This is a genomic window from Streptomyces sp. AC1-42W, from assembly GCF_003248355.1.
GTDB lineage: Bacteria > Actinomycetota > Actinomycetes > Streptomycetales > Streptomycetaceae > Streptomyces.
The window spans coordinates 2,830,969-2,856,287 of record NZ_QKWY01000002.1; the positions used below are offsets into that span (position 1 = coordinate 2,830,969).

The 25,319-nt window shown below is 70.8% G+C and carries 22 protein-coding genes and 4 pseudogenes; 11 read left to right on the forward strand and 15 right to left on the reverse strand.

Features of this window, described 5'->3' with window-relative positions; translation table 11 throughout:
* The first annotated feature begins 257 nt into the window (after nt 1–257).
* Nucleotides 258–2,003: an N-6 DNA methylase gene (locus DNK56_RS30585; protein ID WP_111339681.1), complete on the forward strand. Its 1,746-nt coding sequence runs from the start codon at nt 258–260 to the stop codon at nt 2,001–2,003.
* Between the two features lie 100 nt (nt 2,004–2,103).
* Here the strand turns inward: DNK56_RS30585 and aceB are convergent, their stop codons facing one another.
* Both aceB and DNK56_RS30595 read right to left on the reverse strand, forming a co-directional pair.
* Entirely contained in the window at nt 2,104–3,723 is a 1,620-nt protein-coding gene (gene aceB / locus DNK56_RS30590; RefSeq protein WP_111339013.1) for a malate synthase A, read from the reverse strand.
* A gap of 234 nt (nt 3,724–3,957) precedes the next feature.
* Nucleotides 3,958–4,563 carry a nucleotidyltransferase family protein gene (locus DNK56_RS30595; protein WP_111339014.1) on the reverse strand — a complete coding sequence of 202 codons (606 nt, stop codon included), beginning with the start codon at nt 4,561–4,563 and terminating at the stop codon, nt 3,958–3,960.
* A gap of 181 nt (nt 4,564–4,744) precedes the next feature.
* On the opposite strand from DNK56_RS30595, the gene DNK56_RS30600 reads away from it, so the two are divergent.
* On the forward strand, nt 4,745–5,059 hold the full coding sequence (locus tag DNK56_RS30600) for a DUF5955 family protein (RefSeq protein ID WP_111339015.1): 315 nt from the start codon (nt 4,745–4,747) through the stop codon (nt 5,057–5,059).
* Nucleotides 5,060–5,088: 29 nt separating this feature from the next.
* On the opposite strand, the gene DNK56_RS30605 is transcribed toward DNK56_RS30600, so the two are convergent.
* Nucleotides 5,089–5,721: a response regulator gene (locus DNK56_RS30605; protein WP_111339016.1), complete on the reverse strand. Its 633-nt coding sequence runs from the start codon at nt 5,719–5,721 to the stop codon at nt 5,089–5,091.
* Nucleotides 5,718–6,920, reverse strand: coding sequence for a sensor histidine kinase (locus DNK56_RS30610; protein WP_111339017.1), 1,203 nt, complete (start codon nt 6,918–6,920; stop codon nt 5,718–5,720). Before DNK56_RS30610 ends, DNK56_RS30605 begins: the two co-directional genes overlap by 4 nt.
* A 108-nt stretch (nt 6,921–7,028) precedes the next feature.
* Here DNK56_RS30610 and DNK56_RS30615 point away from each other — a divergent pair, with 108 nt between their 5' ends.
* Both DNK56_RS30615 and DNK56_RS30620 read left to right on the forward strand, forming a co-directional pair.
* Nucleotides 7,029–8,129 carry an ABC transporter permease gene (locus DNK56_RS30615; protein WP_111339018.1) on the forward strand — a complete coding sequence of 367 codons (1,101 nt, stop codon included), beginning with the start codon at nt 7,029–7,031 and terminating at the stop codon, nt 8,127–8,129.
* Nucleotides 8,126–8,809 (forward strand): ABC transporter ATP-binding protein, encoded by a 684-nt coding sequence (locus DNK56_RS30620; protein WP_111339019.1) that lies wholly within the window; start codon nt 8,126–8,128, stop codon nt 8,807–8,809. Before DNK56_RS30615 ends, DNK56_RS30620 begins: the two co-directional genes overlap by 4 nt.
* Nucleotides 8,810–8,884: 75 nt before the next feature.
* On the opposite strand, the gene DNK56_RS30625 is transcribed toward DNK56_RS30620, so the two are convergent.
* Nucleotides 8,885–9,685 (reverse strand): IclR family transcriptional regulator, encoded by an 801-nt coding sequence (locus tag DNK56_RS30625; RefSeq protein WP_111339020.1) that lies wholly within the window; start codon nt 9,683–9,685, stop codon nt 8,885–8,887.
* Between the two features lie 314 nt (nt 9,686–9,999).
* On the opposite strand from DNK56_RS30625, the gene allB reads away from it, so the two are divergent.
* Complete coding sequence (allB, locus tag DNK56_RS30630) at nt 10,000–11,349, forward strand: allantoinase AllB (protein WP_111339021.1); 1,350 nt, start codon at nt 10,000–10,002, stop codon at nt 11,347–11,349.
* Complete coding sequence (gene alc, locus DNK56_RS30635) at nt 11,346–12,461, forward strand: allantoicase (RefSeq protein ID WP_111339022.1); 1,116 nt, start codon at nt 11,346–11,348, stop codon at nt 12,459–12,461. Before allB ends, alc begins: the two co-directional genes overlap by 4 nt.
* Before the next feature lie 31 nt (nt 12,462–12,492).
* Here the strand turns inward: alc and DNK56_RS30640 are convergent.
* From DNK56_RS30640 to DNK56_RS36300, 5 genes and pseudogenes are all read right to left on the reverse strand, one after another.
* A pseudogene (locus DNK56_RS30640) lies at nt 12,493–13,092 on the reverse strand (aldo/keto reductase); the annotation flags it as partial.
* An 11-nt stretch (nt 13,093–13,103) separates the two neighbouring features.
* Nucleotides 13,104–13,457: a transposase gene (locus tag DNK56_RS30645; protein WP_111339023.1), complete on the reverse strand. Its 354-nt coding sequence runs from the start codon at nt 13,455–13,457 to the stop codon at nt 13,104–13,106.
* 74 nt (nt 13,458–13,531) lie between these two features.
* Nucleotides 13,532–13,819 (reverse strand): annotated as a pseudogene (locus tag DNK56_RS36870) (IS200/IS605 family accessory protein TnpB-related protein); the annotation flags it as partial.
* A gap of 15 nt (nt 13,820–13,834) precedes the next feature.
* Nucleotides 13,835–15,031 (reverse strand): IS110 family transposase, encoded by a 1,197-nt coding sequence (locus DNK56_RS30655; protein ID WP_111330384.1) that lies wholly within the window; start codon nt 15,029–15,031, stop codon nt 13,835–13,837.
* 224 nt (nt 15,032–15,255) lie between these two features.
* A pseudogene (locus tag DNK56_RS36300) lies at nt 15,256–15,606 on the reverse strand (hypothetical protein); the annotation flags it as partial.
* 322 nt (nt 15,607–15,928) lie between these two features.
* Between DNK56_RS36300 and DNK56_RS30665 the strand changes: the two are divergent.
* Nucleotides 15,929–17,146 carry an ISAs1 family transposase gene (locus DNK56_RS30665; RefSeq protein WP_111339024.1) on the forward strand — a complete coding sequence of 406 codons (1,218 nt, stop codon included), beginning with the start codon at nt 15,929–15,931 and terminating at the stop codon, nt 17,144–17,146.
* A gap of 145 nt (nt 17,147–17,291) precedes the next feature.
* Here the strand turns inward: DNK56_RS30665 and DNK56_RS30670 are convergent, their stop codons facing one another.
* The 3 genes from DNK56_RS30670 to DNK56_RS30680 form a co-directional block, all read right to left on the reverse strand.
* A complete protein-coding gene (locus tag DNK56_RS30670; protein ID WP_111339025.1) occupies nt 17,292–18,053 on the reverse strand; it encodes a hypothetical protein in 762 nt (253 codons plus the stop codon).
* 1,190 nt (nt 18,054–19,243) lie between these two features.
* Nucleotides 19,244–19,474 carry a DUF7848 domain-containing protein gene (locus DNK56_RS30675; protein WP_111339026.1) on the reverse strand — a complete coding sequence of 77 codons (231 nt, stop codon included), beginning with the start codon at nt 19,472–19,474 and terminating at the stop codon, nt 19,244–19,246.
* Complete coding sequence (locus DNK56_RS30680) at nt 19,471–19,668, reverse strand: hypothetical protein (protein WP_030697984.1); 198 nt, start codon at nt 19,666–19,668, stop codon at nt 19,471–19,473. Before DNK56_RS30680 ends, DNK56_RS30675 begins: the two co-directional genes overlap by 4 nt.
* 156 nt (nt 19,669–19,824) lie before the next feature.
* Between DNK56_RS30680 and DNK56_RS30685 the strand changes: the two genes are divergently transcribed.
* A complete protein-coding gene (locus tag DNK56_RS30685; RefSeq protein WP_111339027.1) occupies nt 19,825–20,547 on the forward strand; it encodes a GntR family transcriptional regulator in 723 nt (240 codons plus the stop codon).
* Between the two features lie 70 nt (nt 20,548–20,617).
* On the opposite strand, the gene DNK56_RS30690 is transcribed toward DNK56_RS30685, so the two are convergent.
* Nucleotides 20,618–21,490 (reverse strand): GntR family transcriptional regulator, encoded by an 873-nt coding sequence (locus DNK56_RS30690; RefSeq protein ID WP_111339682.1) that lies wholly within the window; start codon nt 21,488–21,490, stop codon nt 20,618–20,620.
* Between the two features lie 441 nt (nt 21,491–21,931).
* Between DNK56_RS30690 and DNK56_RS30695 the strand changes: the two are divergent.
* The 3 genes and pseudogenes from DNK56_RS30695 (at nt 21,932) to DNK56_RS30705 (ending at nt 24,720) form a co-directional block, all read left to right on the forward strand.
* Nucleotides 21,932–23,277: pseudogene (locus DNK56_RS30695) on the forward strand (replication initiator).
* A complete protein-coding gene (locus DNK56_RS30700; protein ID WP_111339028.1) occupies nt 23,270–23,455 on the forward strand; it encodes a helix-turn-helix domain-containing protein in 186 nt (61 codons plus the stop codon). Before DNK56_RS30695 ends, DNK56_RS30700 begins: the two are co-directional and overlap by 8 nt.
* Nucleotides 23,452–24,720 carry a tyrosine-type recombinase/integrase gene (locus tag DNK56_RS30705; protein WP_111339029.1) on the forward strand — a complete coding sequence of 423 codons (1,269 nt, stop codon included), beginning with the start codon at nt 23,452–23,454 and terminating at the stop codon, nt 24,718–24,720. Before DNK56_RS30700 ends, DNK56_RS30705 begins: the two co-directional genes overlap by 4 nt.
* A 132-nt stretch (nt 24,721–24,852) precedes the next feature.
* On the opposite strand, the gene DNK56_RS34835 is transcribed toward DNK56_RS30705, so the two are convergent.
* The gene (locus DNK56_RS34835; RefSeq protein WP_146610411.1) at nt 24,853–25,281 is read right to left on the reverse strand and encodes a hypothetical protein; all 429 of its coding nucleotides are present in this window, start codon (nt 25,279–25,281) and stop codon (nt 24,853–24,855) included.
* Nucleotides 25,282–25,319 lie beyond the last annotated feature (38 nt).

Consider the following 25,319-nt stretch of genomic DNA (forward strand, 5'->3'; position numbering starts at 1 on the left):
CATGCGACTTCACACGACCAGTATTGCACTGTTGACATGGTTAACGTGTTCACGTGTCGAGCTCTGGTTTGTATGGCGTCGTTGAGTGGGCTGGATGGGTGATGGGCGTCCAAGGTCCGTGGAGTCGTAGAAGCGCTGCGCGAGGAGGGGGCATCCGTCTGAATGGCTGTGACCCTGCGGGATCGAAATGTGTGTGAGTTGTGTCAACGTGTTGGTGTCTCCCCGTTCCGGGAGGGGTGCCGTGTACGGTGACGCTCATGCCGGACACCGTCAAACCCAGCCCGAGCCAGCCCGCCGGGGCGTCGTCGGCGCTCGTCACCGGCGCCGAGATCGCCCGACTCGCCGGGGTGACCCGCGCGGCCGTCTCCAACTGGCGTCGCCGCTACGAGGACTTTCCCCCGGCCGTCGGTGGCAGTGCCTCCAGTCCGCTCTTCGTCTGGAACGCGGTCCAGAAGTGGCTGGAGGGGCGGGACAAGAGCCAGGAGGTCTCCCTCGAGGTGCAGACGTGGCAGGCGCTGCGGGCCGCCTTCGGGGACGCCACGGTCGCGGCGGTCGCGGCCGCCACGGAGTACCTCGCCGGCGACGCGGTGCGTGAGGCGGTGGACCGGCCCGCGGGACCGGACGGCCCTCCATTGCTCGATCCGCCCGGTGTCCCCCTCCGGAGCCTGCTGGACCGACTCGCCGAGGACGCGGGTCGGGTGGAGGCAGTCGACGCGCTGGTGGCCCGGCTGACCGATTCCGCCCGCCGTTCCGGCTCCGACCTCGTCACCTCACCACGCATCGTCCGGGCCGTCGCTCACTTCGCCCCCGACCTGCGTGGCGGACAGACGGTCTTCGACCCTGCCTGCGGTGTCGGGACACTGTTGTTCGATCTGCGCCCCGCTCGCGGCCTCATCCGGCTCGGTCAGGACAGCGATGAGGACTGCGTCCGTATCGCCCGCGCGCGCGCCGTGTTGACCGGCCAAGAGGACATCCGCATCGCGCACGGTGACGCGCTGCGTGCTGATCGTTTCTCCGGTCTCGCCGCCGACCTGGTGGTGTGTGACCCGCCCGTCGCCGTTACCGACTGGGGCCGCGAAGAACTCCTGCTCGACCACCGATGGGAGTTCGGAACTCCCTCCCGGGCAGAAGGCGAACTCGCCTGGCTGCAGCACGCCTACGCGCACACCGCCCCCGGGGGGCACCTGCTCGTCGTCATGCCGGCTTCCGTGGCCTACCGCAAGGCGGGCCGACGCATCCGCGCCGAACTGGTCCGACGCGGAGTCATCCGTCAGATCGTCGCCCTGCCCGGCGGCGTCGCTTCGTCGCATGCCCTTCCGGTACACCTTTGGCTCCTGCGGCGCCCCGATGACAGGGGTGCGAGGCCGGACACCATCACCATGGTCGACCTCACCTCGAATGATCCCGACGGCGTCCTCGTGCCGGACCAGGGGCAGACCAGCGCCGTCCCTCTGATCGACCTTCTCGACGATGACGTCGATCTCACCCCCGCTTCGCACATGCCCGTAGTCCGGCGCGACATGGTCGCCGAGTACGAGAGGGCCCGTGCGGAACTCACCGCGACGCTCTCAGTCTTGGAAGCATCGCTCCCCGATCTACGCGCAGGCGGCGGTGCCGACTTGTGGGATGGAGCAACCGTCAGCGTCGCTGATCTGGCCCGCGCCGGACTGGTGGACATTGAGGGGGGCGTTGTCCGGGCCACGGGGGAGCAGATCGATCCCGACTATCTGCAGGGATTCCTCGGCTCCGGGCCCAATGTCCGCCGCTCCGTGTCCCAGAGCGGTACCTACCGTCCTGACCCCAAAAGTGCCCGCATTCCGCAGCGCGAACCCGTTGTCCAGCGCCGCTACGGCTCCGCGTTCCGAGCGTTGGGGGAAGCGGAAGCCCAGGCTGCGCGTCTCGCCGAAACAGTGCGGCGTATGGCGCAGGCCGCCAGGGAGGGGTTGGGCAGCGGTGCGCTGGAGCCCGGGGAAGGACAACAAGGTGACGCCGGCACAGGGTGACGGGCGCCGCATGGCCGAAGGGTTGCGGCCCGCCATCATCCCGTGACGCGTCTCCCCCCGGCGCCGTGTGGCACCGGGGCGGAGACGCGCGGGCGAGCCGTCAGCGCAGCCTCTCGTATGCCGGGAGGGTCAGGAAGTCCGCGTAGTCCTCGTCGAGCGCGACCTGGAGCAGCAGGTCGTGGGCCTGCTGCCACTGGCCGGCGGCGAACGCCTCCTCGCCGGTCTCGGCGCGGATCGCGGCCAGTTCCTCGGCGGCGACCCTCCGGGCCAGTTCGGCCGTGGCGTGCTCGCCGTTCTCGAAGACCACGTCCGCGTTGATCCACTGCCAGATCTGCGAGCGGGAGATCTCGGCGGTGGCCGCGTCCTCCATCAGGTTGAAGATGGCGACCGCGCCCATGCCGCGCAGCCACGCCTCGATGTAGCGGATGCCGACGGCGACCGCGTTGCGCAGGCCGTCGTAGGTCGGCCTGGCGTCCAGCGTGTCGACGGCGATCAGGTCGCCCGCAGCCACCGAGACGTCCTCGCGCAGCCGGTCCTTCTGGTTCGGCTTGTCGCCCAGGACCGCGTCGAAGGAGGCCATGGCGATCGGGACCAGGTCGGGGTGGGCGACCCAGGAGCCGTCGAAGCCGTCGCCGGCCTCGCGGTCCTTGTCGGCCTTGACCTTCTCGAACGCGACCTTGTTGACCTCGGCGTCCCGGCGGGACGGGATGAAGGCCGCCATGCCGCCGATGGCGTGGGCGCCGCGCTTGTGGCAGGTGCGGACGAGGAGTTCGGTGTACGCCCGCATGAACGGAGCGGTCATCGTGACCGCGTTGCGGTCGGGCAGGACGAACTTGGCCCCGCCGTCGCGGAAGTTCTTCACGATGGAGAACAGGTAGTCCCAGCGGCCCGCGTTCAGCCCGGAGGCGTGGTCGCGCAGCTCGTAGAGGATCTCCTCCATCTCGTACGCGGCGGTGATGGTCTCGATCAGGACCGTGGCCCGGACGGTGCCCTGCGCAATGCCCAGCTCGTCCTGCGCGAAGACGAAGATGTCGTTCCAGAGGCGGGCCTCCAGGTGCGACTCCGTCTTGGGCAGGTAGAAGTACGGGCCCTTGCCGAGGTCGATGAGGCGCTGGGCGTTGTGGAAGAAGTAGAGGCCGAAGTCGACGAGGGCGCCGGGCACCGGGGTGCCGTCCAGCCGGAGGTGGCGCTCGTCCAGGTGCCAGCCGCGCGGGCGGGTGACGACGGTCGCCAGCTCGTCGGCCGGCTTCAGCGCGTACGCCTTGCCGGACCTCGGGTCGGTGAAGTCGATGGAGCGGTTGTAGGCGTCCATCAGGTTGAGCTGGCCGAGGACGACGTTCTCCCAGGTGGGGGCGGAGGCGTCCTCGAAGTCGGCGAGCCAGACCCGCGCGCCCGAGTTCAGGGCGTTGATGGTCATCTTGCGGTCGGTGGGACCGGTGATCTCCACCCGGCGGTCGTTCAGCGCGGCCGGGGCCGGGGCGACCTTCCAGGACTCGTCCGCACGGATCGCCGCCGTCTCCGGGAGGAAGTCCAGCGTGGAGGTGCGGGCGATCTCCGCCCGGCGCTCGGCGCGGCGCGCGAGCAGCTCGTCGCGCCGGGGCGTGAACCGGCGGTGCAGCTCGGCCACGAACGCGAGGGCCGCGGGGGTGAGGACCTCGTCCTGCCGGGGCAGGGGTTCGGCATCGACGATGGCCAGCGGGGACGGCGCTGGTGCGGACATGAGCTGTCACTCCTTCAGCGGGCGGTGCGGACGGCGTCCACGGCCGCCGGGCCGCCCGATTCGGCACGGCGTGCCGGGGCTCCGGGATACGGCTGAGGCCGCCGTCTGAGGTGCAGAGGGCTTCTGGTCAGTGGATAGTAGTTTCCTCATGGTGGAAGTTCAATGTTTTGTTGATGTCGAGATTCTCCGGCTCGACAGAACTGCCGGGGGCATCGGCGCAGCGTCCCAGGGGGCTCACTCCAGGTGCGAGAGGTCCGCCGGAGTGTCGATGTCGTACGCCTGTGCCACATCGCCGCACTCGACGAGCGCCAGCGCGTCGCGGTGCGCCCGCAGATACGCCCGCGCCCCCTGATCGCCCACCGCCCCGGCCGCGACGTCCGCCCACCGGTCCGCCCCGAACAGCACCGGATGCCCCCGCTCACCCCCGTACGAGGCCGCCACCAGGCTCGTCCGGTCCCGGCAGGCCGCCCGCACCCGCGCCACCGCCCGCCCGCCGATCCCCGGCTGGTCGACCAGCAGCACCAGCGCCGCGTCCGCTCCCGTCCCCGCGAGCGCGCCGAGCCCCGCCCGCAGCGAGGAACCCATCCCGGAGGTCCACTCCGTGTTGACGGAGACCGCGCAGCCGGCCAGATCCGCCCGCGCCCGTACCTCGTCGGCCGCCGCGCCCAGCACCACGTGCACCGGACCGCAGCCGCCCTCCCGCAGCACCCGCACCGCATGCTCCACGAGCGGGCGTCCACGGTGTCCCAGCAGGGCTTTCGGGCGTCCGCCCAGCCTCCGCCCGCCCCCTGCGGCGAGCAGCAGTCCGGCGACGACGGGCGACACGCGTTCACTTGTCATACCGCTCTGGATACCCCACGCCCGCTGTTCACGCCCGCGCCGCCCACCCGTACGGCGTGCATGAGGCGCGCGGAGTGGCGCCCGGTACCTTTTATGGCGTTAACTTGCCCGCACCCCCGGACACTTGACCAGGTCCGGGGAGCGGTCGGAACACCGGCACGAGGACGTGCGAGGGGGAGCTTTGTTGAAGAGCGTCGGGCAGGAACGGGTGACCGGCAGCGGTGAGGACCCCAGGGTGACGGAGCTGCGCACCGCGGTCTCCCGGCTGCGGCGGGCCCTGGCCGGGCATCCCGGACAGTTCCCCGACCGCGCCATCGCCGAGGACGAACTCGCCGCGCTGGCCGCCATGGCGCTCAGCGGGGTGCCGGAGATCCCCCGGCTGCGCCGCTCGCTGCTGCTGGTCGCGGGGGCGATCGGCTCGGTGAGCGCGCTGGCGTCGGCGCTGCGGGACGTACGCGTCGCCGTCGACCTCTTCGGCGAGCCGCCGCGCCGCTGACCGGCGGCCGGCGACGGATCGGCGACGGATCAGCGGCGGATCAGCCTGCGGGCCGTCGCCGCCGCGACCGCCGCCGTGCGCGAGTCCACGCCGAGCTTGGCGTAGATGTGCACCAGATGGGACTTCACGGTCGCCTGGCTGAGGAACAGCCGCTTGCTGATCTCCGCGTTGGACAGGCCGTCGCCGACCAGCCGCAGCACCTCCAGCTCGCGCTTGGTGAGCGCCTGGGCGGGCGTGCGCATCCGGTCCATCAGCCGGTGCGCGACGGCCGGGGCCAGCGCGGAACGGCCCGCCGCCGCCGTACGGACCGCGGCCGCCAGCTCCTCGGGCGGCGCGTCCTTCAGCAGATAGCCCGCCGCCCCCGCCTCCACCGCCGCCAGGATGTCCGCGTCGCTGTCGTACGTCGTCAGGATCAGCACGCGCGGCGCGTCCGGCGCGGCCGTGATGGCGGCGGTGGCCTGCGCGCCGTGCATCCCGGACCCGAACTGCAGGTCCATCAGCACCACGTCGAGTCCGCCCGCGGCGGCCCGGGCGACGGCCTCCTCGGCGGTGGCGGCCTCCGCCACGACCCGGAAGTCCGGCTCGGTGTCCAGGACCGCCCGCAGCCCGGCCCGCACCACCGGATGGTCGTCGGCGAGCAGCAGCCTGACCGGCGCGCTCATGCCGCCTCCCGCCCGGCCCGGCCCACCGGCAGCGGCAGCGTCAGCGCGACGGCGGTGCCCTGGCCGGGCGCCGACTCCACGCTCAGCGTGCCGCCCAGCGACCGCGCCCGCGAACGCATCGCCGGCAGCCCGAACCCGCCGGACTCCGGGGACGTCGCCGCCGGCTCGTCCTGCGCGAAGCCGCGTCCGTCGTCCACCACGTCCAGCGACACCGAGGTGTCCATGAAGCTCAGCGTGATCTCCGCCCGCCGCGCCCCGGCGTGCCGCACGGTGTTCGCGAGCGCCGACTGCGCGGTCCGCAGCAGCGCCACCTCGTACGGCGTGGGCAGTTCGACCGGGGTGCCGCTCACCGCGAACTGCACCGTGAGCCCCGGCGCGGCGGTACGGGCCGTGAGCCGTTCCAGGGCGGCCGCCAGCGAACCGTTCTCCAGGTCCGGCGGGGTCAGGGCGCGGACGAAGCGGCGGGCCTCGGCGAGGTTGTCCTGCGCCGCCTCGCGCGCCCGGTGCACATGGGCGGCGGCCGGGGCGTCGTCGGGCAGGGCCCGCTCGGCGGCGCGCAGCAGCAGCTGGATGCTGGACAGGCCCTGGGCGAGGGTGTCGTGGATCTCGCGGGCCAGCCGCTCCCGCTCCGCCAGGGTGCCCGCGGTGCGCTCGGCCTCGGCCAGCTCCGCACGGGTGGCGACCAGCTCCTCGATGAGCCGGCGGCGCCGCTCGCTCTCCCGGAACAGCGCCTCGTAACCGAGGACCGTGGCCACGGCGACGGCGCCGCCCAGCAGCGGGCCGATGAACGTGCCCGGCGTGACCGCCTGCCCGTGCAGCAGGAAGCCGGCGATGGCCGCGCCGGCCGTCGCCGCGACGGCGGGCAGGCTCCAGTGCGTCGGCAGCAGATGCAGCTGGAGGAAGTAGAGCGGGAAGGCCACCCACAGCGCGTCCGGCGACAGCACCAGCAGCACCGCCCACAGCAACCCCAGCACCGCCAGCCAGCCCGCGCCCGCGCGGGTGCCCGGCTGCACGGACCGGACCGTGGCGCCGGTCACGTACACCGCGCCCAGCACCCCGGCGGTCGCGATCACGGCGCCGGCGCGCGGGAGGCCGTCCCCGGCGGCCTTGACGGCGGTGAGCGCCAGCAGGCCCAGCAGCAGGCCGTGCAGACACAGCCGCAGCGCGGCGGCGACGGGAGGGTGGACACGCGTTTCCATTGAATCCAGCGTAGGCGCGTCCCGCCCGGAGGCGGTCAATCGAAAGGTTGATGTCGTCACCAGCGCGGGGGCGATGCCCGGCGGGCTCCGGAGAACAAGGCTGGGGGCATGTTCGTCGCATGGAGAGATCTACGGTTCGCCAAGGGCCGCTTCGCGCTCATGGGCACGGTCGTCGTGCTGATCACCCTGCTGGTCGGCCTGCTGTCCGGGCTCACCGCGGGGCTGGCCCGTGAGAACACCTCGGCCGTCACCGGGCTGAACGCCGACCGGCTGGCGTTCGCCGCCCCGCCGGACGGCCGCTCGGTGTCCTTCACCGACTCCTCGGTCGGCGAGGACGCGGTACGGGCCTGGGCCCGGCAGCCGGGCGTGACGTCCGCGCAGCCGCTCGGCATCCGCACCCTGAACGCCACCGCCGGTACGGGGGAGCGCCCGCCCGGTACGGGGGAGCGCACGGCCGCCGTCTCCGCGTTCGGTGTCGAGCCCGGCAGCGGACTGGCCCCGCCCGGCACGGAGGTCGCCCCCGGCGAGGTCGTCCTCTCGCGCGGCGGAGCCGACGAGCTGGCCGTGCGCGCCGGGGACCGGCTGCGGCTCGGCGGCCGGGAGGTCACCGTGGCCGCCGTCGCCGGGGACGCCTCGTACAGCCACACCCCGGTCGTCTGGACCGACCTCGCCGACTGGCGGCGCGCCGGGAACGGGGACGCCCGCGCCACCGTGATCGCCCTGACCCTCACCGGCGCCGCCGACACGGCCGCCGGCGACCGGGCGGCGGGCACCCGGACCCTCACCCTGGCGGACTCCCTCACCGCGATCGGCTCCTACCAGGCCGAGAACGGCTCGCTCCAGCTGATGCGCGGCTTCCTCTTCGTCATCTCCGCCCTGGTCATCGGCGCGTTCTTCACCGTCTGGACGATCCAGCGCAGCGGCGACGTCGCCGTGCTCAAGGCGCTGGGCGCCTCCACCCCGTATCTGCTCAGGGACGCGCTCGGACAGGCCGTCGTGATGCTCGTCCTCGGCACGGGCCTGGGCACCGCCCTCGCCTCCGGCATCGGCGTCCTGGTCGCGGGCGGCAGCGTGCCGTTCGTCCTGGACGCGGCGACGCTCCTCGTGCCGGCCGCCGTGACCATCGCCCTCGGCGCCGCCGGGGCGGCCCTGTCCATCCGGCGGATCACCGCCGTCGACCCGCTCACCGCGCTCGGGAGTGCCCGATGACCCTCACGCTCACCGACGTCACCCTCACCTACCCGGACGGCGACGGCCGCCTCACCGCCCTGGACCGCGTCGCGCTCGACGTGCCCGCCGGCACCCTCACCGCCGTCGTCGGCCCGTCCGGCTCCGGCAAGTCCAGCCTGCTCGCGGTGGCCGCGACGCTGGTCGCCCCGGACTCGGGCACCGTCCTCGTCGCCGGTACGGACACCACGGGGCTGGGGCGCGCCGAGCAGGCGGCGCTGCGCCGGGAGCGGGTCGGCATCGTCTTCCAGCAGCCGAATCTGCTGCCCTCGCTGACCGCCGTCGAACAGCTCCAGGTCATGACGCATCTCTCCGGCGGCCGGGCCGGGGCCGCCCGTGCCCGCGCGCTCGACCTGCTCGACGCGGTCGGCCTGGCCGGGCAGGCCGACCGCAGGCCCCACCAGCTCTCCGGCGGCCAGCGCCAGCGGGTCAACATCGCCCGCGCCCTGATGAACGAGCCGGCCCTGCTGCTGGTGGACGAGCCGACCAGCGCGCTGGACCACGAGCGCGGCGCGGCCGTCCTCGACCTGCTGGTCACGCTGACCCGGCAGCGCTCCACGGCGACGGTCCTGGTCACCCACGACCGCGCCCACCTGGACCGCGCGGACCGCACGGTCACCATGACGGACGGCCGGCTCACGGCCGCCCCGGCCCCGGTGTGACGCGAACGGGGCCCTGTGCGACGCGGGCGGGCCCGGACCCTCCAAAGGGTCCGGGCCCGCCCGCCGTGCTCCGTCTCAGCCGGCCGTGCCGCTGCCGGCCAGCGCCTCCGACAGGTCCGTCGCGGCCTGCTGGAGGATGGGCACGATCCGCTCGGTGGCCGCCTCGGTGACCCGGCCGGCCGGGCCGGAGATCGAGATCGCGGCGGAGGTGGGGGAGTCGGGCACCGAGACCGCCAGGCAGCGCACCCCTATCTCCTGCTCGTTGTCGTCGACCGCGTAGCCCATCCTGCGGACCTGGTCCAGCGCCTCCAGGAAGCCGTCCGGGGTGGTGATCGTTTTGTCGGTGGCGGCCGGCATGCCCGTACGGGCCAGCAGCGCGCGCACCTCGTCCGGCGGGGTGTGCGCCAGCAGCGCCTTGCCGACCCCGGTGGAGTGCGGCAGCACCCGGCGGCCGACCTCGGTGAACATGCGCATCGAGTGCTTGGACGGCACCTGCGCCACGTACACGATCTCGTCGCCGTCGAGCAGCGCCATGTTGGCGGTCTCGCCGGTCTCCTCGACCAGCCGGGCCAGATACGGGCGGGCCCAGGTGCCGAGCAGCCGCGAGGCGGACTCGCCGAGCCGGATCAGCCGGGGGCCGAGCGCGTAACGCCGGTTGGGCTGCTGGCGTACGTAACCGCACAGCACCAGCGTGCGCATCAGGCGGTGGATCGTGGGCAGGGGCAGTCCGCTGCTCGCGGACAGCTCGCTCAGGCCGACCTCGCCCCCCGCGTCGGCCATCCGCTCCAGCAGGTCGAAGGCGCGCTCAAGGGACTGCACACCACCGCTGGAACCGGCGGGCTTGGAGTCGGAAGTGCTGGCGTGGGACGGCGGCACGTCAACGGTCCTTTCGAAGCGGAGGAGCAAGGCAGCAGCCTACCGGGCCCGGTCGGCGGGACCCGGGCCGGCCAGGGGCCGTCGTCGCCGGTCAGCGCCCATCCGTCCGGGTGTCCGCAGGTCGTGCGACGGACCGGCCGTGCGGCGCCTGGCTCATTCTACGTTCCGCACTCCGAAATTGACCTTTTACTTCGTGGAAACGTCCAGAGGGGGTCGCCGGGCGCCCGCAGCACGGTGGCGAGGTCTTGACGGGTCGCCCTCCCGAGTGAAGACTCCTTCAACAGTTCGTTGAAAACGCGAAGTGAGGAGCACGGGTGCCCGGTCCGGACGTGAAGCTGCTGCTGCGCTCGACGCGCGTCGTCACCCCCGAGGGAACCCGGTCCGCGGCGGTCGCCGTCAGCGGCGAGACCATCGAAGCGGTCCTCCCGTACGACGCCGGGGCACCGGCCGGCGCCCGCGTCGAGGACCTCGGCGACGACGCCCTGCTGCCCGGCCTGGTGGACACCCACGTCCATGTGAACGACCCCGGCCGCACCGAGTGGGAGGGCTTCTGGACCGCCACCCGCGCCGCCGCGGCCGGCGGCATCACCACCCTGCTCGACATGCCCCTCAACTCCCTGCCGCCCACCACCACGGTTGAGCACCTGCGCGTCAAGCAGCGCGTCGCCGAACCCAAGGCGCATGTGGACACCGGCTTCTGGGGCGGCGCCGTCCCCACCAACGTCAAGGACCTGCGCCCGCTGTACGAGGCCGGGGTCTTCGGCTTCAAGTGCTTCCTCTCGCCCTCCGGCGTCGAGGAGTTCCCCGAGCTGGACCAGGAGCAACTGGCCCGGTCCATGGCCGAGATCGCCGGCTTCGGCGGACTGCTCATCGTGCACGCCGAGGACCCCCACCACCTGGCGTCCGCCCCGCAGCGCAGCGGCCCCGCCTACGCCGACTTCCTCGCCTCCCGGCCGCGCGACGCCGAGAACACCGCCATCGAGGGCCTGATCGCGCACGCCCGCCGGCTGGACGCCCGCGTCCACGTCCTGCACCTGTCCTCCGGCGACGCGCTGGCCGCCATCGCCGCCGCCCGGCGCGAGGGTGTCCGGCTCACCGTCGAGACCTGCCCGCACTTCCTCACCCTCACCGCCGAGGAAGTCCCGGACGGGGCCACCGAGTTCAAGTGCTGCCCGCCCATCCGCGAGGCCGCCAACCAGGACGCGCTGTGGCAGGGGCTCGCCGACGGCACCATCGACTGCGTCGTCTCCGACCACTCGCCCTGCACCACCGACCTCAAGACCCCGGACTTCGCCTCCGCCTGGGGCGGCATCTCCTCCCTCCAGCTCGGGCTCCCCGCCATCTGGACCGAGGCCCGCCGCCGGGGCCACACCCTGGACGACGTCGCCCGCTGGATGTCCACCGCCCCCGCCGCCCTCGCCGGGCTGCACCGCAAGGGCGCCATCGAGGCCGGCCGCGACGCCGACTTCGCGGTGCTGGCCCCCGAAGCCGCCTTCACCGTCGACCCGGCCGAACTCCTGCACCGCAACCAGGTCACCGCCTACGCCGGACGCACCCTGCACGGCGTGGTGCGCTCCACCTGGCTGCGCGGCACCCGCATCGCCCACGACGGCCTCCTCACCGAACCCACCGGCCGCCTCCGGACGAGGGAGACCCGAGCATGACGGCGCTCACGCACTTCACCGGCGACGCGAACCCGTACGGCGGCGGCGACCCGTACGCCGACCACCGCAGCGCCGACCTCCCCTTCACCCACCTCGTCGACCTCGCCGACCGCCGCCTCGGCGCGGGCGTCATCGCCGCCAACGACGAGTTCTTCGCCGAGCGCGAGAACCTGCTCAGGCCGGAGCCCGCCCGCTTCGACCCGGAGCGCTTCGGCCACAAGGGCAAGATCATGGACGGCTGGGAGACCCGCCGCCGGCGCGGCGCGAGCGCCGGCGAACCGCATCCGGCCGACGACGACCACGACTGGGCGCTCATCCGCCTCGGCGCCCCCGGCGTCGTGCGCGGCCTCGTCGTGGACACCGCCCACTTCCGCGGCAACTACCCGCAGGCCGTCTCCGTGGCGGCCGTCTCGCTGCCCGGCACGCCGTCCCCCGCGGAACTGCTCGACCCCGGCGTGACATGGACGACGCTCGTCCCCCGTACCGAGATCGGCGGCCACGCCGCCAACGGATTCGCCGTGGACGCCGAGCGGCGCTTCACCCACCTGCGGCTCGCTCAGCACCCGGACGGCGGGATCGCCCGGCTGAGGGTGTACGGCGAGGTCGCCCCCGACCCCGCCTGGCTCGCGGCGCTCGGCACCTTCGACGTCGTCGCCCTGGAGAACGGCGGCCGGGTCGCCGACGCCTCCGACCGCTTCTACTCCCCGGCCACCCACACCATCCAGCCCGGCCGCTCCCACAAGATGGACGACGGCTGGGAGACCCGGCGCCGCCGCGACCGGGGCAACGACTGGATCCACTACCACCTCGCCGAAGAGGCGGACATCCGCGCCGTCGAGATCGACACCGCCTGCCTCAAGGGCAACGCCGCCGGCTGGGCCCGGCTGACCGGCCGCGACGCCGACAGCGGCGCATGGTCCGAGTTCCTGCCCCGCACCCGGCTCCAGCCCGACACCAACCACCGCTTCGTCCTGCCGGAGGCCGTCCGCGCCGACCAGGTCCGCATCGACATCTACCCGGACGGCGGCATCTCCCGGCTGCGCCTCCTCGGCTCCCTCACCGCACGCGGCGCGGCCCGGCTGGCCGCCCGCCACACCGCACTCGGCGGCTGACGGCCCGGCCGGCCCGGAACCCCGGGGACCCTCAGAACTCCTCGTGCTCCTCGGGGTCCCTGCCGAACCGCTCCCGGCGGCCGTTGGAGATCCGGCCCAGCTCCTCCGGCGTCAGCTCGAACCCGAACAGGTCCAGGTTCTCCCGCTGCCGCCCCGGATCGGCCGACTTCGGGATCGGCACGGAACCGAGCTGGGTGTGCCGGCGCAGCACGGCCTGCCCCGGAGTCACCCCGTGCGCCCCGGCCACCGCCACCACATCCGGGTCGGCCGGCAGATCGCGGCCGCGCCCCAGCAGGCTCCAGCTCTGCGTGACGATCCCCTTCGCCGCGTGCACCGCCCGCAACTCCTCCTGCGGCAGCCGGGGATGCAACTCGATCTGGTTCACGGCGGGCACCACCCCCGTCTCCTCCTCCAGCCGCGCCAGATGCTCCGCGGTGAAGTTGGAGACCCCGATCGACCGGACGAGACCGTCCTCGCGCAGCTTGATCAGCGCCCGCCAGGTGTCCACGTAAAGACCCACCTTCGGCAGCGGCCAGTGGATGAGATACAGGTCCACGTAGTCCAGGCCGAGATTGCTCCGCGACTCCTCGAACGAGGCCGGCGTCTTGTCGTAGCCGTGGTGCCGGCCGGGCTAGCGGCTGATTACCAGGTCATCTCCGAGGCGAAAAACTTCGTCGCCTTGCGCAGGATGTCCCGCTCGGTGGCGAGTGTCGCGTTGTCCTTGCGGGCGGCCTTCAGCTCGGCCTCCAAAGCGGCGACGCGGGCTTCGAGCTCCTCGCGGGTGGCCTCGGCGGCCGGGGTGGTGCTGGTCATGTTCTTCCTGGTCAAGCCGGTGGTGCTGCCGCCGCGGGCGCGGTCGGCGCGGATCCAGTTCCGCAGGGTCTCCGCATTGATCCCCAGGTCACGCGCGGTCTGCGCGATCGTGAGGTCCGGGTCCGAGCGGAACAGGGCCACGGCATCGGCCTTGAACTCGGGCGAATAGACCTTCATCACCATAATCGGTCACCCTCTCCCGGCCCCCACCGGGGCCGGAGGTCAGGGTGTCCACCATTCGGGGGGAGGTCCCCCTCCTCGCTCAGCCCGGCCTCGGCGAGATGATGGCGGGCGTTCAACAGACGCTTTCCGCCCCGCACGATCCGCACCCGCCCCGACCGCCAGTCCGCGACAGCGGCAGCGTGCCGGTCCTCCAAAGCTTTGAGACGGCGGGACTTCTGGAACCACTCACCCCGGGACCGGTAGCCACCCGCCGCACGCCTCGTACCCTGCGACCCGACCGGGAGCGACAACCGGTGCCGCAAGGTCCTGATCCCGGCCTCCAAGGAGCGGATATGCGCGGCAAGGCACCGCCTCGCCAACGCTTCCTAATGCTGTTGTCAAACGGCCGCAGTCGCTGAGGGTGTGACTTGATAGCACCGTCGGTCACGGATCAGGGCCCACAGGACGTTGACGCGTCGGCGGGCGAGGGCGAGCACGGCTTGGACGTGCTTCTTCCCCTCGGCGCGTTTGCGGTCGTAGAACTTCCGCGAGTTCGGGTCGTAGCGGACGCTGACCAGCGCGGAGGTGTAGAAGACGCGCTGGAGTCTTCGGTGGTAATTGAGCGGCCGGTGGAGGTTGCCACTGACCTTGCCCGAGTCGCGAGGGGCGGGGGCGACGCCGGCGAAGGCCGCCAGGGCGTCCGGGGAGCCGAAGTCGTCCAGGCTGCCGCCGATAGCGGCGAGGAACTCGGCACCGAGCACGGTGCCGATGCCCGGGACGCTCTGGACTATGTCGGCGAGTTCGTGCTCGCGAAACCGGCCCTCGATGAGCTTGTCCATCTCGGAGATCTGCTCGTTGAGGGCCATCACCTCCTCGGCCAGGGTGTGGACCAGCTTGGCGGTGGTCTTCTCCCCGGGGACGGCGGTGTGCTGTCGCTCGGCGGCCTCAACTGCTGTTTCGGCCAAGGCTCTTGCGTTGCGGACCTTGCGGTTGGCCAGCCATTTGGTCAGCCGCGCGGTCCCGGCGCGGCGGATCGCGGCCGGAGCCTGGTAGCCCGTCAGCAGCCTGAGCGGGCCGGTGTTGGTCACGTCCAAGGCACGCTCAAGGGCCGGGAACATGCTCAGCAGGGTGCCGCGCAGCCGGTTCACCACGCGGGTGCGGTCTTCGACCAGGTCGGCACGGCGTCCGGTCAGCAGCTTGAGTTCGATGGCGGCTTCGTCACCGGGGCGGATGGGCCGCAGGTCACGACGCATCCGGGCCTGGTCGGCGATCACGTAGGCGTCGCGGGCGTCGGTCTTGCCCTCGCCGCGGTAGCCGTCGGATGCCCGGTTCACCAGACGGCCGGGGATGTAAAGGACTTCCTGGCCGTGGTTGATCAGCAGAGCCAGCAGCAGCGCGGGCTCCCCGCCGGTCATATCGATGGCCCAGGTCACCTGGCGGCCGTCGGCCAGGTCGAGGACGTCACCGATCAACTTCAGCAGCTCGGGCTCATCGTTGGCGACCCGCCGCGACAGCAGGGTCTTGCCCCCGGCGTCCAGCGCGAGGCCGTGATGGTGGCCCTTGCCACTGTCGATCCCCGCCCATATCCGGCTCATCGTGCTCCTGACGTACGTGTGCGTGCTGTTCGTACCACGGACGACCTCGCCGGCATTGCTCTACACAGCGACTTGTTCGCACTTCCTAATCGGCGGCCGAGTCGTCGTGGGGCGCCGGGCGGCGAAGCGATGGTAGCCACGAAACGGCAGCCCACTGATAGCCACACCCAGCACCCCTGGGCGACCCAACCCTACGAATGGCTCGATCAACCCGATCAAGAAGGTAGAGCCCACTGATCATGCGACGCCTTCGTGATCGCCCCCGCGATCCGCGACGACGACACCCCCGTCAACCCACGCTTACGCACAGCCCACGACTCAGCGCCGTGCCCCAGACCATCCGCACACCGCGCCTTCAGATCCCGCGACGCCAACTGACCCTGATACGCGCTCACAGCCCGCAACACCAGCTCGTCCTGCCCGGTGAGGTGCTTGAAACGGCCCCGCACCGCCACCCCCGAAGGGCCCGGGACCACGAACGACGCTGCCAACTCCCGCACACCACCACACCCCCTGGCGCCGCCCCACAAACCCGTCACCCGGCCCAACGAGCCACCACCCACGAGGTCACCCATACGCCCCCGAAACACACGTTCCCACCCCCACCCGCCAGACCACCAAACCCACCCCCAGGCACCGAAACACACTCACACACAAGAACAACAGCAGCTCACAACCCCCGCCCGAGGTCGCCCGCGCCGCCGGGGTCATCCGGGACAGCGCGCACGAGGCCCTCCAGGACCCAGGGCTCCGTCGTTCTCGCGGTCGGCCCGTTGCGGCCGGTCTGAGTCTGATGCCCGACTCGGCCGTGATGCGGCGGTTCGGTAGGTACGCGGGCAGGCACGACTCCCGGTGATCATGGAGTGTCGAGTTCCCTGATCACCACAACGGAAGACCGTGCCTGCTGCGTCATCATCTCCTGCACCTGCCGGGCTGGGTCAACTCGCCGGTTGTCCTCCGGCCCGCCGGGATGAACTTCCGGGCTTGCTGGACCGGTTGAGCTGCCTGCCCGACCCGCGCCGCTGCCGGGGCCGGCGTCACCCGCTGTCATACGTTCTGGCCGTGGCCGCCTGCGGGGTTCTGGCCGGAGCGAAGTCCCTCGCCGCGATCGCCGAGTGGGCCGCCGACGCCCCTGACCAGCTCCTTATCCACTGTGGGGCCATGCTGCGCGATCCAGAACGGCCCTACCGGGCACCCAGCGAGGCGACCGTGCGCCGGGTACTGCAGCGCATCGACGGCGACGCGCTCGACGCGGCGATCGGCGGCTGGCTTGCCGCTCGGGCGGACGCCTTCCGCGCCGCCGACGAGGACAAACGCTCACCGTCCCGCCCGGCGCGGGAGGCGGTCGCGGTGGACGGCAAGTCCCTGCGCGGCGCTGCCCGCGCCGACGGCCGCCGTGTCCACCTGCTGTCCGCGCTGCGCGGCGACGGCATCGTGCTCGCCCAGCGCGAGGTCGAGGCCAAGAGCAACGAGATCACCGCGTTCCGGCCGCTGCTGGAGCCGCTGGACCTGACCGGCGCGGTGGTCACTTTCGACGCGCTGCTGACCCAGACCGACCACGCGAGGTTCCTCGTCGAGGAGAAGGACGCGCACTACATCGCCGTGCTCAAGGGCAATCACCCGACCCGGCACGCACTGGTGAAGAACCTGCCGTGGAAGGAGGTGCCGCTGATGGACCGCACCCGCACCGCCGCACACGGCCGGGACGAGATCCGCCGGCTGAAGGCCGTCACCCTGCCCGGGCTGCCGTTCCCGCACGCCGGCCAGGCCCTGCAGATCGTCCGCAGGCGGCGCACGGTGCGCACCGGGAAGGTCTCACTCGAACGCGTCTACGCAGTCACCAGCCTGACGGCTCACCAGGCGACACCAGCCGACCTGGCGGAACGCGTCCGCGGGCACTGGGCGATCGAGAACCGTGAGCACCATGTCAGGGACGTGACGTTCGGCGAGGACACCTCACGGGTCCGGACCGGCAGCGCACCACGGGCGATGGCCTCCCTGCGCAACCTCGCCATCGGCGCACTCCGACTGACGGGACGGGACAACATCGCCGAAAACCTACGCCATCACGGGCGGGACATGACCCGGCCGCTGTCAACCCTCGGACTCACGTGATCATTCCCGACCTATCGCGAGAACGACGGAGCCCTGCCGTCGCCGGCGCCGAGGAAACGTACCTCAGCGACAGCCGGGATGCCCTCCGGGCATTGATCACGGGGATCAAGGCCGGGGAGGCGGGCCACCTGCTGTAGGGGCGTCCTCAGTCTTCGGGCAGAGGGATCTGCGGCGCCTCGTCGAGGCCGGCGTGGGTCAGCCAACGCGTGATCTCGTCGGCGTGCGTTCCGGAACTCGTGGCCCGTGCGACCCGCTCGTCGCCCTGCGAGTCGGCCTCGCGATCGCGGCTGATCAGGTTCAGTGGCCACTCCGGCGCGTTTCCGGGACCCTGGTCGAACGACGTCCAGCGCCATGGGGCCGAGAAGGTCCAGGCCCTCCCCGCGTGGTCGACCACCTCATCACCGTCCCGCAAGAACGCATACGGCCGGTGGATCATTTCAGCCTCGATCGGTTCCGCCCCGTCCGGGTCCAAGGTGAAGCCGACTTCCTCGGCGTGGGGAGGTACGCGGACTCCGTGTGACACGAGCGTGAGGTACACGCTCGGCCGAGGGAGCCAGCCGACGTCCAGCGGCTCGGGGAATTCATCGATCGCGGCGACGTACGCGACCACATCGGGAATGGCGACCTCGCATACACCTTGTGGTCGGATCACGTCGGCGGGAGAGAGCACTTGGAACGGCTCGCTGTCCCAGTCCGGAGTGTCCGGCGTCCGGGGAATGGAACGCAGTCCATTCCACTGCGTCATCGAGTCCGGGTCGATCTCATTCCACGGCCACCGCACCGACACACACTGATCGGATACACCCGCGACGGCTGCCTCACGGGGGACGCACCGGAGCGTGACGATATCCCCGACCCGGGCGTGCTTCAGCGCGTAAGCGCTGCCACGGTCAGAGCTTTCACTCATAGGCCAGTCCTCATTCTGGGTGTTCGTCGATGCCGTCGTGGTGTCAGGGTGCCGAAAAGCTACCAGCGCGTACTACGGACTCGGTGAGTCTTCTTTCCGTTGCCGGCCCGAACCTCTCCGAATGGCGCTCCCCGGCTTGCGAAGATGAGTACACCGCAGCGGCTACGGCAGATGTTGCGTGAGGCTCCGCCCTGGATCGGTCTCGCGCCCAGCAGCATCGTGCCGAAGATGACGCGCTGTTCGGCGTGCAGGTCGCCGGGCACAATGTCGGGGTCGATGTGTACCTCGCCGGGGGGCGAGAGCGGTGGTCTGGGCGGGGGTCAGCCCGCCTTCACCGTTTCCTGCCACGAGCCTCGTGATACCGACTCCCGGCACATCGACGTCCAGCACTGCCGTCGTGTGGATGTCGAAGTCCGTCTGAGTCGGCTCGGACTCGTTGATCTCACGCGCCCGCTGAGCCTGCGGTTCATTGCAGTTGTGTACGAGGACCGGCGCGGTCCCCGCCACCACGTAGTACGTGTGCTGGCCGAGGTACCGTCATCTGCGTTTTCGCAGGTCACCGTAATTCGGCCAGTCCGTGGATGTGCGCGGAAGTCTCCTCCGGTGCGCCCCTGTTGCCGTCGACGTTGCCGTCAGACGACTGCGCGCGTGAGGGCGGTGGAGTGGGCTTTGGCCGGTGTCCTGCCCGGGTTGGGGTCGGGCATGGTCAGGGGGCCGTACGCTGGCCCGGCAACTCGGGCAGGCTGTGATCCTGCCCGGAATTTGAACGAGTGGCCCCCTGGCCTTGCCCGACGCGGGCCCCGACCCGGGGAGGTGGGTAAAGCCCACGGAGCCGACCGCCCCCACCCGGACCTTCGGCTCAGCCAACTCCCTGCCATCGCCTTGCCGTCGGCCTGGCGTTCGCCGTGCGGGCGTGTTCGGATCTCTCCGCGCTTCCGTTCGCCCGCTGTGCTGTCTTTGCGCGGCCTGGTCGCTGGCCGGCCCGCGGTGGCGGAGCCGAAAGCGGGCCGGGTGGGCGGCCGTGCCGCGCGCGGCCCGCGTCAGCGGGTCGCCTTGAAGACGTAGAGAAGGTTTGGACGCATCCCGCTTCGGCGGTACGCCCTGGCTGTCGGTTGAGCGTTTGGCTGGGCTGCTGGCCTGGTGCGATGGCCCACGGGTTGTGGGTCCTGTTCCGGCTGGCGGTGGTGGTTCTACTCGGCTCGGGTGACCTTGGCGTGGTCGGTGAAGACGCGTCTGAACGGGTTGTGACCGGTGCGTCCGGTGTGGCGGAGTGCCCAGTCCTGTGCGGCTTCCTGCTCGGCGTGGGGTCCGGATTCGGCTTCGCAGTCGGCAGCGGTGCAGAACGCCTCGTAGGTGATGCCGCCTTCGGGCACGTGACGGATGGTGTGAACGACGTGCCGGTATACAGCGCGGGGGCTCACTGATGACCCTCCGGGTGGCGTCGCATGTAGACGTTGCAGTCGCTGACGGTGGTCATGTCACCGACCTCGCGGGCCCGGTCGCGTACGTTGGCCAGCTCCGCGCAGCCCGCACAGCCCTCAACGGGTACCGGCTCCAGCTCCAGGCGCAAGGGGAGTTCAACTGGCGGGGTCGAGTACCTGGTCGGCTCCGTCACTGCACATCGCCACCTCTCGAACGTCACATGGCCGACCTCTTGACAGGCCGGTGCTCTAGTTCAGTATTCGAGTGGCCGAAGCACTCCCGCTACGGTTCGCAGTGCACTAGTGTGCTTCTACTGACAGCACGTCAACTCAACGGAGGGGCAAGCCTTATGCCCAGTCCCAAGACGTTCACGAAGATCGCGGATCACTTCCGGGAGCGCATCCTGTCGGGAGAGCTTGAGCCGGGCGCCAAGCTGCCGACCAACCGGGAGATCGCCGGCCAGTGGCAGGCCGCAGCCGCCACGGTCTCGCGGGCCTTGCAGGCTCTCCAGGTGGAGAACTTCATCCGCACCACCCCCAGGGGCACCTACGTCGCCGACGACCCTCGCTGGACGCTGTCGGCGCGGGACCGGCTGGCCCGGGTCCAGCGGGTGAAGTCGTTCCTGGCCGAGGGTGAGACGAGCCGGGTGACGGCGGCCGAGCTGATCGTCCCACCGTTGTACGTGGCGGAGATCTTCGACCTGGAGGCCGGGGACCAGGTGGTTCGGCGCGAGTGGCTGGCCGGACGGGGCAAGACCCGGACCGTGTTTGCCGTGACCTGGTACCCGGCCCCGTTCGCAGCCCTCGTGCCGGACCTGCTGAACACCGCCCCGGGCCGCAACCACGGACTGTCCGCCCGGGTCCTGGAAGCCACCGGGCGCACGATCACCCACGCCCGCGACGACATGCACGCCCGCCCCGCCGACGCCCGAGAGGCGAGCGCACTCGGCCTGCCGGTCGGCTCCCCGATCCTGGCCGGCGCGCACCGCTGGTCGGACACGGAAGGGGTCATCGAGTACGGGGAATGGTGCCTGCCGCCCCGGTTTACCATCGGCTACGAGTACGAGCCCTGACCGATCCACACGAAGCGTCCCCGAAAGCCAGCCTGCGGCCTTCGGGGACGCTGCTGTTCACGTGTCCGCCTCAGTCCGCGTCGCGGCCTTCGAGGCGTTCGACGCGCTCCTCCAGCTCCTCGATCCGCTCCAAGGCTCGCTCCAGCTTGTAGGTCAGATCCGCAACCCCGCCGGTCGGGAACTCCTTCACCGGGGTCTCGGATGCTTCGGCCGACTCGTCCACCGGCTGCACGGTGACCGGTACCTCGGTGCCGAACTCGCTGCCCAGGACGACGTACGCGACTTCCCGATGGGATCCCCTGGTCTCGTGGATCTTCCTGGCCCGGCCCTCCAGGGCGAGGAAGGTCAGGGCCTGGTCGGCGGCTTCGGCGTCGCCTCCGATCGCATCGACTACTTCATCCACCGTCAGCGTGGCGCCCCTGGACAGTGAGCCGTTCCTGATCTTGCGAACCAGGCGACCGTGGATGAGCTGGGTGGCGAAGCCGTGGTCCTCCCAGTCGCGTACATAGACCTCGTCACCGGGCAGCTCGCCCGGGAACCGGAGCAGGAAGTTGCCGGCCAACAGGGCGATGGCGTTGGTGACCACATTGAGCGGCACCGCGTAATGCTCGGCCAACACCTCGCGGGCGGGAAGCCTGGCGCCGGGTGCCAGGGTGCCGGAGTAGATCTGCTGCTGGAGGTCGCTGGCGACCTTCTCGAAGGCGTCCTCGAAGTCGGCCGAGCGCGTGACGAACGTGCCGCGTCCTTGGCGGGCGATGACCCAGCCCTCGTTCCGCAAGAGCCGGATGGCCTTCTGTACGGTCAGGCTCGACGCCTTGTACGTCTGCATGAGCCGGGTCTGCGCCGGAAGCAACTGCCCCGGTCGCAGCTTGCCGTCCCGGATCTCCTGCCGCAGGTCGTCGGCGATGCGCTCGAACGTCAAACGCGCTTCGTCAGCAGGCATGTCCATCCCTGGTCCGGGTCCGATTGGGCTCACAGGGCTGCTCGCTGCCGCCCTATTTCACCAGCTCAGCCCGCGGGGTCAGGGTAGCGGCCCTACGGATGGACCGCCGCAGCAACGGATGGACTCAATACGAAATGACTGCGGATGGACTAAGGATTGATGTTATGTTGTGCGGCACGTAATCACCCACACGGGTGATCCACATCCCTCTACCTGGAGGTTGGCAGATCAACGACCTGATGTGCGCCGAAGGGCTCAAGGTCCGCGAACTGCCCGACCGCGTCGACTTGGGCAAGGCGGCGTGACCGCCGCCTCCTGGTCCCGTTTCGCAGTGATCCCCGGCAAGGGCGTGTAGTCGCCAAACCCTCGCCCCTGCCGGGGCCTCCCTCCCATCCCTCCACGGCACACGTGTGTGCCGCAGTGCAGAGAGGTCCCGCCAGCATGCCACCGCACGACCCCACCACCACAATCCCCCGCCCCGAACCCGCCACGGCCACGCTGCCCACGTTCACCGGATACCGCGACCTGCTCGGCCTGGTACGGCAGCTGTCCTCGCTTGGCGGCTGCTCCCAGCCGATTCGGCTCGAAGGCCAGCGCACCGATGTCGACTCCTTCACCGGCGAGATCCTCCGCGAACTGAAGTCCAAGGAACTTCCCGCCGGGCACCTCCTGGTCCGCTGCGGCAACCGCCGCACCACCCGCTGCCCTCCTGCGCCGAGCTCTACCGCCAGGACACCTACCACCTCATCGCCGCCGGCCTGCGCGGCGGCAAGAACATCCCCGAACAGGTCGCCACCCACCCCCGCGTCTTCGCCACCCTCACCGCACCCTCATACGGCCCGGTCCACGGGCGGCGCATCAACGGCTCCGCCCGCTGCCGCTGCGGACGCGCCCACACCAAGGACGACCCGCTCCTCGGCACCCCGCTCGACCCCGAGCGCTACGACTACACCGGCGCCGTGCTGTGGAACGCCCATGCCCCCGCCCTGTGGGCCCGCTTCATGCTCCACCTGCGTCGCACCATCGCCGCCGTTGCCGGTGTCCCGCAGCGGCTGCTCTCCAAGGTCGTCCGGGTCTCGTACGCCAAGGTCGCCGAGTACCAGCAGCGCGGGCTGATCCACTTCCACGCTGTCATCCGCCTCGACGGCCCCGCAGGGCCCTACACCCCGCCACCCGCCTGGGCCACCCCCGACCTCTTGGCCGACGCCATCCGGGTCGCGGCCACCCGCGCCCACATCGACGGGCCCGAGGTCAACGGCCGCGCCCGCGCCTTCGTCTTCGGCGAGCAGATCGACACCAGGATCATCCGGTCCTCGGCCTTCCAGGGCGGGACCACGATCACCGAGGGCAAGGTCGCCGGATACGTCGCCAAGTACGCCACCAAGGGCACCGAAGCCGCGACCGGCACCCTCGACCACCGGCTGAAGAAGATCACCGACCTCTGGTTCGAGTCCGTAACCGAGCACGCCGCCCGCATGATCCGCACCGCCTGGGCCCTCGGTACCCGCGACGACCTCAAGCACCTGAACCTGCGCAAGTGGGCCCACATGCTCGGCTTCCGCGGCCACTTCTCCACCAAGACCCGCGCCTACTCCAGCACCCTCGGCGCCCTCCGGGCCGCCCGAGCCGCCTGGCACCGCCGCCACACCCCTCCGCCCTCCCCGACCACCCTCGTCCTCGCCCACTGGGCCTACGACGGCACCGGCCTCACCCCCGACCTCGAACGCCTCACCGCACTCATCGGAGGTGGCCCGACGGGCGAACAGGAGGTAGCGACTCGTGCGTGACGACGAACTCCTCACCGTCCCCGAGGCGATGGCTCGCCTCAAGATCGGCCGCTCCGCCCTCTACGACCTGATGCGCACCCGCCGCCTGGCCTCGCTGACCATCGGCCGCGCCCGCCGCATCCCCGCTCACGCCCTCGCTGACTACGTTCAGCGCCACCTGGAAGAGGCCGCCCGATGACCGCCCCCAAGCGCAAGAAGGCCCGCGCCAACGGCGGCGGAACCGTCTACCAGCGCAAGGACGGCCGCTGGGAAGCCGCCGGCTACGTCCTCGCCGCCAACGGCACGCGCAAACGCGTCCGCGTCTACGGCAGCACGCGGAGGGAAGCCGCCGACAAACTCGCCGAGAAGATCGCTGATAGCAACCGCGGACTGCCCGTCGCCACCGCCGACAGCGCCGTCGGCGACTACCTCACCTACTGGCTCGGCAGCGTCGCCATCCACCGGCTCCGCGAGAACACCCACACCCGATACGCCACCTGCGTCCGCCTCCACCTCGTCCCCGGCCTCGGCACCAAGAAGATCGCCCGGCTCACCGCCAAAGACGTCCGCACCTTCCTCGACCGGCTCCGCACCACCTGTCAGTGCTGCACCCAGGGCCTGGACACCGAACGAAAGAGGTGCTGCACGGTCGGCGAGTGCTGCCAGAAACGGCTGTCCGCCTTGACCGTGACCTACGTGCACTCGGTACTCAAGTCGGAACTGGAACATGCTGTCCGCGAAGACGAGCTGCCCCGCAACGTCGCCCGCAACGTCAAGACCACCACGCACCAGCCCAGGCGCTTCCGTCCGCTCACCGCGGCAGAGGCCCGTCAGTTCCTCGACGCGGCCCGCACCGACCGGCTCCACGCGCTGTATGAACTCGCGCTGCGCACCGGACTCCGCAAGGGCGAACTCCTCGGCCTCCACTGGGACGACCTCGACCTCACCACCGGAACGGCCAGCATCCGGCACTCACTCCAGCGCACCCGCACCAGCGGCCTCACCCACCTGCCCACCAAGACCCGGGCGTCCGAGCGACGTCTCGCGCTCCCGACCGAATGCATCCACTCCCTCAAGAAGCACCAGGAACGCCAGGACAAGGAGCGAGAGACAGCAGGATCGGACTGGAGCGACAGCGGGCTCGTCTTCACCACGCCGACTGGCCAGCCTCTCGACCCTACCAACCTCACCCGCCGCTTCCGCAGCTTCCTCAACCGGGCCGGACTCCGACGCATCCGCTTCCACGACCTACGGCATTCGACCGCGACACTGCTCCTGGAACAGGGCGTCGACCTCGTCGTGATCAAGGAACTCCTCGGCCACGCCCACATCGGCGTCACCGCCAGCGTCTACGCCCACGTAAGGCTCCGCCTCCAACGCCAGGCCATCGACACCCTCGGCAACGCCCTCAGCCCCACCGACGATGACCCCGACGATCCGCCTACCGTAGTCGTCGTCCGCTGACGTTGCCGTCACCGTTGCCGTCAAACAGCCCAGGAGCCCCACCGAGGACATGCCTCGGTGGGGCTCCTGAATTACTTACCCGCTCAGCAAGCCGGTCGCGCCAGAATCATCTTCTAGAGACTTCGACTATTTTCAGCTGGCCCAGCAATACACACGCTGGCCCGGCTCCCGTTCCTCGCGAATCAAATCAACGAGACTCTTCAAGATGAGCGAGGCGGCAGGCAACTCGATCTCGATTCCGTCAGCTGATTTCTCAGCCACCCACCAAAGAGCCAACTCGTTCACTTCGGAATCCGAAGCGGTAGCGAGGGAATTCAAAAGGCCATCAGAGAACAAGAATACCGATGCTCCCGCATCGTCTTCAGCGATCACTTCGGGAAAGTCTCCGTCCACCAGGGACTCGAATGAAGCCCCTGCGAGATGCGCCTCCCAATCCAGAAGAGCCTCTTCTGCGTCAAAATTGCCAAAGGAGAGAGTGCGAAATGAAGAATCAGGGCCGAGAGTAAGGGCGTCAACAGCACCTTCCCTTGCCGCCACGAAGAACTTAACAATGCTACTCACGGACTTTGCACCTCGTCGCTCCAGTTGGAAGATTGGAT

Excerpts from the sequence above, each read along its gene's own strand:
- DNK56_RS30585 (WP_111339681.1), top strand. The coding sequence starts at position 258 with ATGCCGGACACCGTCAAACCCAGCCCGAGCCAGCCCGCCGGGGCGTCG.
- aceB (WP_111339013.1), bottom strand. The coding sequence starts at position 3,723 with ATGTCCGCACCAGCGCCGTCCCCGCTGGCCATCGTCGATGCCGAACCC.
- DNK56_RS30595 (WP_111339014.1), bottom strand. The coding sequence starts at position 4,563 with ATGACAAGTGAACGCGTGTCGCCCGTCGTCGCCGGACTGCTGCTCGCC.
- DNK56_RS30605 (WP_111339016.1), bottom strand. The coding sequence starts at position 5,721 with ATGAGCGCGCCGGTCAGGCTGCTGCTCGCCGACGACCATCCGGTGGTG.
- DNK56_RS30610 (WP_111339017.1), bottom strand. The coding sequence starts at position 6,920 with ATGGAAACGCGTGTCCACCCTCCCGTCGCCGCCGCGCTGCGGCTGTGT.
- DNK56_RS30615 (WP_111339018.1), top strand. The coding sequence starts at position 7,029 with ATGTTCGTCGCATGGAGAGATCTACGGTTCGCCAAGGGCCGCTTCGCG.
- DNK56_RS30620 (WP_111339019.1), top strand. The coding sequence starts at position 8,126 with ATGACCCTCACGCTCACCGACGTCACCCTCACCTACCCGGACGGCGAC.
- alc (WP_111339022.1), top strand. The coding sequence starts at position 11,346 with ATGACGGCGCTCACGCACTTCACCGGCGACGCGAACCCGTACGGCGGC.
- DNK56_RS30645 (WP_111339023.1), bottom strand. The coding sequence starts at position 13,457 with ATGGTGATGAAGGTCTATTCGCCCGAGTTCAAGGCCGATGCCGTGGCC.
- DNK56_RS30655 (WP_111330384.1), bottom strand. The coding sequence starts at position 15,031 with ATGAGCCGGATATGGGCGGGGATCGACAGTGGCAAGGGCCACCATCAC.
- DNK56_RS30670 (WP_111339025.1), bottom strand. The coding sequence starts at position 18,053 with ATGAGTGAAAGCTCTGACCGTGGCAGCGCTTACGCGCTGAAGCACGCC.
- DNK56_RS30685 (WP_111339027.1), top strand. The coding sequence starts at position 19,825 with ATGCCCAGTCCCAAGACGTTCACGAAGATCGCGGATCACTTCCGGGAG.
- DNK56_RS30690 (WP_111339682.1), bottom strand. The coding sequence starts at position 21,490 with ATGCCTGCTGACGAAGCGCGTTTGACGTTCGAGCGCATCGCCGACGAC.
- DNK56_RS30705 (WP_111339029.1), top strand. The coding sequence starts at position 23,452 with ATGACCGCCCCCAAGCGCAAGAAGGCCCGCGCCAACGGCGGCGGAACC.